This window comes from Aeromonas sp. s7(2024) (assembly GCF_040907825.1).
Classification (GTDB): Bacteria; Pseudomonadota; Gammaproteobacteria; order Enterobacterales; family Aeromonadaceae; genus Aeromonas; species Aeromonas veronii.
Genome location: NZ_JBFOCM010000021.1, coordinates 161,306 through 168,117 on the forward strand (window position 1 = coordinate 161,306; position 6,812 = coordinate 168,117).

Consider the following 6,812-nt stretch of genomic DNA (forward strand, 5'->3'; position numbering starts at 1 on the left):
CCTGCCTCCATCGTAAAACAACAAGGCCACCTTGCGGTGGCCTTGTTGTTTCTGACGAGCTTTCACGCCAGATAGCTGGCAGCAAACTCCGCCGGCGGCAGGGGGCGACTGAACAGATAGCCCTGTAGCCGATCACAACCCGCCTCGGTCAGCCACAGCTGCTGCTCGGGTGTCTCTACCCCTTCGGCCGTAATCCGGATCCCCAGCTCATGGCCCAACCCGATGACTGAGCGCACGATAGCGGTGGTCGCACTATTGCTGGCCAGCCCCTGAGTGAAGCTGCGATCCAGCTTGAGGGTCGCCACCTGCAACCGCGGCAGATAGGCCAGCGAACAGTAACCGGTGCCAAAATCGTCGATGGCCAGCTGAAAACCGGCGGCGATCAGGTTGTCGAGGTTGGTCTCAATCTCGTCGGCATTCTCCATCAGTACCCCTTCAGTGATCTCCAGCTCCAGTTGACTGGCCTTGAGACCATGGCGAGCGATGCAGGCTGAGACCCGCTCACAGAGCGCCGGATCACGGAACTGCAGAGGCGAGAGGTTGATGGAGAGCACCATATCCGGCTGCGCAGTTTGCCACTGCGCCAGCTGGGCACAGCCCTGCTCCAGCATCAGCTGGCCCAGTTGACCGATGATCCCCATCTCTTCCGCCAACGGAATGAATTCGTCGGGGGAGATCATCCCAAGCTCGGGATGGGGCCAGCGACAGAGCAGCTCGGCGCCGTGCAGTCGGTGGGTGCGGGTACAGATAATGGGCTGATAGACGGCAACCAGCTGGGCGGACTTGATGGCGAGCGGCAACTGGGCGGCGATCAGCTGACGCCGCTTGAGCCGGGCATGCAGCTCGGGATCAAACAAGGTGCAGTACTGCTGCTGCCGTTTTCCCTGCGCCAGCGCAGCCTCGGCATGACTGAGCAACCGTTCGGCATCGCTTGCCCGCCCCTGGGCCAGCCCCAGAAACACCGGGATCTGGATGCGGTGATCTTCCACCTGATAGTGCTCCATCAACTGCTGCTGCAGATGCTGGCTCCACCCCTGCAATGGCTCGTTGAAATCTGGCAGCAGCAGGCTGAAGTCATCGGCAGCGACCCGACAGAGCAGAGAACGCGGCGGCACCAGCTGCTGCAACCGCTTGGCAACCTGGCTCAGCAGGCGATCGGCAATCCGGATCCCGAAGCGATCGTTGATTTCACGAAAATGGTGCAGATCGACCAGCACCAGCGTGGCACTGCGTCCCCCAAGATGGCGGCTGGTCTGCAAGAACCGGGAGAGTTTGAGCAACCCGGTCAGACTGTCGTAGTGCTGCTCCTGCTGCAACTGCGCCTGAGTGGTGCGCAGGCCGGTGATGTCACGCCCCAGCGTCAGGATCCCGAGGGAGTGGCCGTCACCATCGGGGACATCGACCCGGGTGATCTCCATGTGTCGCCCCTGCCCGCTGGCATCCAGCAGACAGCACTCGCCGTGGCCCATCCCCTGCGGCGCCGCCAGCCGGAACGGTAGCTGCTGACCCAGCACCTCATCCGCCCCCTGGCCGATAAAGTCGAGAAACGCCTGATTGCACTCCAGCAACACCCCGTTGTGATCATCGAAACGGATCAGATCAGGAATGGCATCGAGCAGAAAACGCTGCAACAACTGCTGCTTTTTGACCGTCTGTTCAAGACTTTTGCGCTGGGCAATCTCGTTAACCACGCCGAACACTGCGCACGCTTCCCCCTGCGGGGTGTAAAGAGGTACCTTGTGCACCTCCATCCAGCAGGTATTCCCGCCCCGGTTGCAATGGAGCTGCTGATACAGTATCGGCACGCCTCCAGCAAGCAGCTGCTCATCCTCACTGCGAAAGAGATCGCCCCAGGGCATATCTGCATCTGTCTTGCCGACAATCTCGGCAGGCGACTCCAGCTTGGCTTCACGGGCGAACTCACGATTGGCGAACAGGTAACGCCCATGACTATCTCGACAGAAGATACTCATTGGCAATTGGTCGATGATCTGCTGCAGCAGATCCGGGGTGAGCATGTTGGTCACAGGGGTGCTTATGGAGGAATTTCGAGCAAATCTATGATAGCAAACCAATTTTGTAAAGCACCCCGATCACCTCCCCATAACATCGAACGCTGGATGGTTGCTGACAGAGATTGTCGCTCCGGCGATAATAGGCGCCGGTTGGCCAATGGCCTGGTGATATGGACGAGAGAAACAAGATGAAAAAGATTATGGGGAGCGCATTGGCGCTGCTGCTGGTTGGTTGTGCTGGTGACAATAACGGCGGTGAGGAGTATCGCTACAACCCGCCAATTGCCAAGGCAACCAACAACACTCAGGAAATGGCGATCCCGGTGGATCTGGTGTGGGCTCGCGCCGAGAAGTGGTTCACCGATCACGGCCTCACCATCGAAAACAGCCAGCGTGGCTCCGGCCTGATGACTGCCAACGTCAACCAGTCAGCCGACGGGCTGGAGTGGCTGGACTGCGGTACCATGGGTTCCAAAGTTGCACTGGGCAACCCGAACCTGCAGATCAACTTAATCATCACCCAGAGCGGCAACAGCAGCGTGGCCACCGTCAATGTCAAGGGCAACACAGAGCTGTTCTTCGTTGAATCCTCAGGCGAACGCGTACCGGCCCCGTCCATCAAGCCGGTCTGTGTCTCCCGCGGCACCCTGGAGCAGAGCCTGTTTGCCACCCTCGGCAACTGATTTCTCTTCCCTGCAAAGATAAAAAAAGCGGCAGATTGCTCTGCCGCTTTTGTTTTTCTACTGTCTGTTCGTGTTAGCCATGAGGTTTGTCGATCAGCAGTATGTTGTTCAACATGTACTCGAGAACCTCAGTGGTCGTAGTATCAGAACCCCCAGTCAAGCTATCGAAAGTATGATTCATCAACACAATCTCTTGAGTTGGTGAGGTAGAACTACTGTCTTCTCTGATAAATAGATGCACCCCATCGTCGCCCTGAATAACAGAGAGTAGAGAAGTCAGATCATTCTGATTGGGGGAATCAAGCAAATCACTCAAGTCCAGCTTGTCACCTTCCGAAAGGTTGTTAGTGCCTGACCCCTTGTTGAAGTCCATGATGTAATCTGTGGTCTGAGAGCCGGATACCGTATCCCCTTTGTTCCAGACAAAGATATCTGCACCTTCATCACCACGCAGGACATCATTGCCAAGACCACCAATCAGAATGTCGTCACCCAAACCACCACGTAAACCATCAATACCTTCACCACCAATCAGTTGGTCATTGCCACTGCCGCCATGAGCGACCTGGCTACCTTCGCCACCGTTGACTATGTCGTCGCCAGAACCCAAATTGACAGTGTCTGTTTTGGGTTGCAGTGGCTGCCGCGCATCTTCCTTAAGAGTACCTACGGTATTGGTAATAACATCCTGAGTCATAAATTGGCTGCTAAGTAACTCATCTTGAGTAACCACAGGGTTATTAACATTGGGCAACGAACTACCAGTGTTCACGATATTGTTAGCAGTTGAAACACCAAGGTCAATGTAATCATTACTATCGCCTGCATTAATTAGTAGCTCGGTGTCTTTAGCAATATATTGAGTCTTGGATGATGAAGCGACACTGCCGTATCCTCCTAAATTAACGGCAAACTGGGCTGTATCACCACTCCAATCGGTCATCATGAATGAATCTACACTCTGACCACCGACAACATTATTCTTATGCAGAACGGCAACTTGGAAATAAGCAGTACTTTGCGCTGAATCTTGATTACTGGCTTCTGTCGCCGTAGCCACAACTGTGATGGTAAAGTTGCCATGGTTGGCGACTTTAATCTGTAAGTTATTAAGATTCCAACCCGTAATGTCTACTTCGCCATTAGCATCAACTGTTACTTGATGATCATTTCCATCTTTTAAAATCGCGCCTTCTGGCAAGCCTTGCAACTTAATGCTCAACGATTCAGAGTTATCGTCATCAACTAACTGAGCATTTATATTGCCAAGCTTGATGAAGTTTCCGATATAACCAAGGTTATCTACAGCGCTAAAAGAGAGATTATCCAAAATAGCACCAACAGAATCCGCATCTGAGTCCGCCTCAAATAACAGGCGGTAATTACCAGAGGCATTTACGGGTAAGGATACTTTTTGGTCGCGTAGCCAATTAGAATCATTTTTGTTAAAGTCATAGAGAGTGATGGCCTGTGACATTATTGGCTGACCGATATTATCTAATGGAATCAGTTTGATCGTAAGCTTCGAGCTAGATTCGTGGCCTAAGCGTGCTGCAATATCGAAACCTAGCTCATAGAAGCGCCCAGCATACAACTCCATATCCGTGTACAGAGTATCGTCACCATTATTAAACTCAATTTCCATGACCTTGTTGGTGGATCCTCCACCCTGATAAGTTTTTTCGAAACCAACTTCAATCCTGCCACCTGAGTTGCTGGTATACCATTTACCAAGGGTGTTAAGGCCGTCAATCTGATTCGCAATTACGCCCCCCCAGCCGTTATTCACATTGAACTTTGCATCTTCAAAGTTGATAGATGCGACATTTGTGTAATTGCCAACAGTGAGCGTCGGGGCATTAGCCACCGCTTCAACAGTTATATTCAAGGTACTTGTAACACCCGTATTAGTGGTGTATGTAATTACAGGTAATGAACCGCTCCAGTACTCTTTTGGCACAAAGCTGTATTCACCATTTGTATTTAATTGCAACTCACCTTCCGGCAATTGATACCAAGTACTACCAGCGGTATAGGTCTCGTTATTCACTTGGAAGCTGGTCACGGATAATGTGTTATCCGCATCCGTATCATTTTCCAGTACGTTACCTTTCGCTTGAGCATCCTCGGCAACAGTGTTGCTATCTGATTCAGTCACCGTTGGATCATCAACAGGCGTTACCACTATGGTTAGTGTGCTTGTTGCCCCAGTATTCGTGGTGTAGGTGACGACTGGAACCTGGCCATTCCAATCATCTGCGGGCTTAAAGGTGTAGCTACCATCAGCATTGAGGGTTAGTTCACCCTCTGTCAATATAATTTTACTGCCTGCAGTATACTGATTGGCATCGTTAGCCACAGTGAAATGGGTGACTGATGTATTTTTATTGCCATCATTTTCCAGCACATTACCGATTACAGCAGTATCTTCAGGACCACTTTTTTGATCTTGAACTGCTTTAAGCGCATTCACATTAACGGTATTTACATTAATGGTGAGTAATGCGCTGGATTGATCACCATCAGCATCCTGCATGGTGTAGGTAAAGGTTTCTGTTGCGCCGGCCGGAATCGCTGAGGCGTTGGCTGTTACTTTGTAAGTGTAACTACCATTGGCGTCTATGATTAACGTGCCATATATGCCGTTAATAATGACTCCAACGCTGCCAGTGGTGCCTGAACCTGTTTGGTCGCCCGTTGCAGCACCTACTACCGTGAGATCGCTATCAGCACCGATGACATCATTGGTTAACACATTCCCCTCGGTAGAGGGCAATTCATAGCCATTACCAGCGACTATACGTACAACCAGTTCATAACTGCTTGCCGCATTTTCAGCCGTTCTAATTTCAGTAACAACTTGGTTAGTACCAGGAACTCTAAAGCCTATTACTTGCAGCGTATAAACTTGCCCCTGATGTTCAAAGGTTACATTGGTATTGCCGACTTTAATGATATCTTTTGATGCTTCAGGATCGTTGTTGTCGTTCGGTGTTTCATTATGGTCAAAGTTAACGTTGAGAGTTACTGGTGTAACTACCCCATAGGCATCAGTCACCGAGAAAGTAACATCCATAGTTGCTTTAGTGATAGCGCCACCAGAAGATATTGGGAAGTTATAGTGAGTAAACGTGCCCAAAATAATCTCTTGGTTTAAGGCAAACTGACCATTTAATGCACTGTCGTTATCGATGAAACCATAACCAGATTTATAGGTATTCGTTGGATTACCCCATCTAATCTGATCTAAACCATCATCATTGTCAGTACCACCACCATTAGGATTACTGTTACCATCGAACGTGGTCACGCTTGTGCCATTTGTCCATGATGTCCAATTTGCCTCCACACCAGACACTATAAAACTATCTACTATCACATCGACACTGCCAGTGTCATTGTTGGCATTGGGGACATCATCAATAATTTCAACGCTAACATTTCCGGTTACTAAACTTCCGTTAGCCGTGGTTCCTTCAATAACAATACCATTGATCAGAGCACTTAAGTTTTCACCACCTAAGCCATTATTTTGCAATAGATTATCTAGCAACTCCACATTAACAGTAACATTGCCAGATGTTCCTGGAGAGATCGTTGAAATGTCGCTTAAGGTTAATATGATAGCTTGTTGCCCATTGATAGAACCAATCAACGCACCATTAGTTGCAATCGCCCAAGTTATGTTGTGCCCAGCAAGGTTTGTTGCGGCATTTATCGATGAGGAATTGAAGTTAAATGCTGTGAGCGCTTGCGTTCCTGCTGTAAAATTAATCTTCTCACTTGCAACATTTGACCCACCGTCACGTAACGTACTTTCATTCACAACAATATTGCAGTTCCCAGGGGTATAAACTTTTGCGGTATCAGAGCCTGGGCCTGACGTGCTGTTTGCTGCATCAGTCTGGGTCGCGGTGACCGTGATGCTCTGACCTTCACCTGGGGCGGTTTCGGTCCAGCTGATCACGCCCGTGGTGGCGTTGTAGCTGTAGCCAGTCGCAGGAGTGCCGTTGGCAAACTGCAGCTCGTCATTCACCAGCTTCAGTTCCACATTGCTGGTCGCGGTGCCATTGACGATAGTCAGGTTCACGTGACCGCCAGCACTGAAGTCCTC

The 6,812-nt window shown here is 50.5% G+C and carries 3 protein-coding genes; 1 reads left to right on the forward strand and 2 read right to left on the reverse strand.

Annotation, left to right across the window (positions count from 1 at the left end; translation table 11 throughout):
- Positions 1-62 precede the first annotated feature (62 nt).
- On the reverse strand, positions 63-2,018 hold the full coding sequence (locus AB5Y73_RS09410) for an EAL domain-containing protein (RefSeq protein ID WP_162895484.1): 1,956 nt from the start codon (positions 2,016-2,018) through the stop codon (positions 63-65).
- A gap of 185 nt (positions 2,019-2,203) precedes the next feature.
- Here AB5Y73_RS09410 and AB5Y73_RS09415 point away from each other — a divergent pair, with 185 nt between their 5' ends.
- The gene (locus tag AB5Y73_RS09415) at positions 2,204-2,698 is read left to right on the forward strand and encodes a hypothetical protein (protein ID WP_005335330.1); all 495 of its coding nucleotides are present in this window, start codon (positions 2,204-2,206) and stop codon (positions 2,696-2,698) included.
- Positions 2,699-2,771: 73 nt separating this feature from the next.
- Here AB5Y73_RS09415 and AB5Y73_RS09420 read toward each other — a convergent pair whose 3' ends face one another.
- Entirely contained in the window at positions 2,772-6,788 is a 4,017-nt protein-coding gene (locus tag AB5Y73_RS09420) for a choice-of-anchor K domain-containing protein (protein ID WP_368147514.1), read from the reverse strand.
- Positions 6,789-6,812 lie beyond the last annotated feature (24 nt).